This window comes from Mesorhizobium intechi, assembly GCF_002879535.1.
GTDB classification, from domain to species: domain Bacteria; phylum Pseudomonadota; class Alphaproteobacteria; order Rhizobiales; family Rhizobiaceae; genus Mesorhizobium; species Mesorhizobium intechi.
In genome coordinates this window covers 1-1,714 of record NZ_PNOT02000295.1, presented here as the reverse complement: position 1 = coordinate 1,714, position 1,714 = coordinate 1, and the positions used below count along the sequence as shown (strand labels likewise).

Below are 1,714 nucleotides of genomic sequence, written 5' to 3'. Positions count from 1 at the left end.
AACCGCCACTCGGTCGACGCCCGCATCGGCAAGGCGTTCTAACAAGCTTTCAAGCGGGGTGACGCGACGACGCGTCACCCTTTGCCTTTGGCGCAAAACCGACTATGAAACGGCTTCAGCCAAGCCATCTGGAAAGTGCGCCGGAGCCAGTCATGACCGAAATCCTGCAGACCCCAAAGCTCGTCGTCGTCTTTGGCGGGTCAGGCTTTGTCGGCCGCCATGTGGTGCGCGCGCTGGCCAAGCGCGGCTACCGCATCCGGGTCGCCTGCCGGCGGCCCGATCTTGCCGGCCATCTGCAGCCGCTCGGCAATGTCGGCCAGATCCAGCCGGTGCAGGCCAACGTGCGCGTGCGCTGGTCGGTCGACCGCGCCGTGCAAGGCGCCGACCACGTCGTCAATCTCGTCGCCATCCTGCACGAGACCGGCCGGCAGAAATTCTCCGCCGTGCACGAATTCGGCTCCCGCGCCGTCGCCGAGGCGGCCCGCTCGGTTGGTGCCGGGCTGACCCATGTTTCAGCGCTTGGCGCGGATGCGGACTCCGAATCGGACTACGCGCGCACCAAGGCGCTTGGCGAGAAGGCCGTGCTCGAAACGATCAACGACGCCGTGATCTTCCGGCCGTCGATCAATTTCGGACCGGAAGACAGCTTCTTCAACCGCTTCGCCAACATGGCGCGCTATTCGCCGGTGCTGCCGCTGATCGGCGGCGGCCAGACCAAATTCCAGCCGGTCTATGTCGGCGACGTCGCCGAAGCGGTGGCGCGCTCGGTCGACGGCAAGATTAATCGCGGCCAGATCTACGAACTTGGGGGCCCCAATGTGCTCACCTTCAAGGAGTGCATGGAAGAGCTGCTCGCCGTGATCGAGCGCAAGCGCCTGCTGGTGCCGGTGCCGTGGTGGGTGGCCAACATCCAGGCCTCGATCCTCGGCCTGTTGCCCAATCCGCTGCTGACCAAGGACCAGGTGATGCAGCTGCGCGAGCACAACATCGTCTCGGAAGCCGCCGTCAAGGCCAACCGGACGCTCGCCGGGCTCGGCATCCAGCCGCAATCGATCGCCACGATCCTGCCGAGCTATCTCTGGCGCTTCCGCGCCGCCGGCCAGTTCCAGCAGCGCAAGCCCGCGGCCTGATCCAGCACAACCGTCCGGAAGGCACGCCTAGCGAGGGGTGACCTGCATGGGCAGCCCACCTTGCGGTTGGGTCGTGAGCTTCTGCACCGGCCAAGGCTTGGTCTCGGCCGTCGTGTCGAAGCGGAAGCGCGACAAGAGGATGGCGAGCGCGATGATCGCCTCCTGCATGGCGAAGCTGGCGCCGATGCAGACGCGCGGCCCCGCACCGAAGGGCAGATACTGGAAGCGATCGATGTTTTCCCGGTTGCCCGGGTGGAAGCGCTCGGGCAGGAAGGCATCGGGCCTGTCCCACAGTTTCCTGTGGCGGTGGACGACCCAGGGCATGACCAGCACGGCCGCGTGCTTGGGGATATAAAGATCCTTCCACATCTCCGGCTCGATCGGCTCGCGGTTGATGGAGGGCGCCGGCGGATAGAGCCGCAGCGCCTCGTCGAAGGCGGCGCGGGTCAACGGCATGGCGTCGAGCCACTTCGTCGGATCCGGTTCGCGCGCCAGCACCTCATCGATCTCCTGCTCGACCCGATTGCGCTCCCATGGCGATTCGGCGAGGCAGTAAAGCGCCCAGCCCAATGCCCGCGCGGTGG

General features: G+C 66.2%; 2 protein-coding genes. One reads left to right on the top strand and one right to left on the bottom strand.

Annotated elements, in window-relative coordinates; translation table 11 throughout:
• Positions 1 to 152 precede the first annotated feature (152 nt).
• On the top strand, positions 153 to 1,130 hold the full coding sequence (locus C1D09_RS25275; protein ID WP_143976809.1) for a complex I NDUFA9 subunit family protein: 978 nt from the start codon (positions 153 to 155) through the stop codon (positions 1,128 to 1,130).
• Between the two features lie 27 nt (positions 1,131 to 1,157).
• Here C1D09_RS25275 and C1D09_RS25270 read toward each other — a convergent pair.
• Positions 1,158 to 1,714, bottom strand: a 557-nt coding sequence (locus C1D09_RS25270; protein ID WP_143976808.1) for a cytochrome P450, incomplete at its 5' end; no start/stop codon positions are given.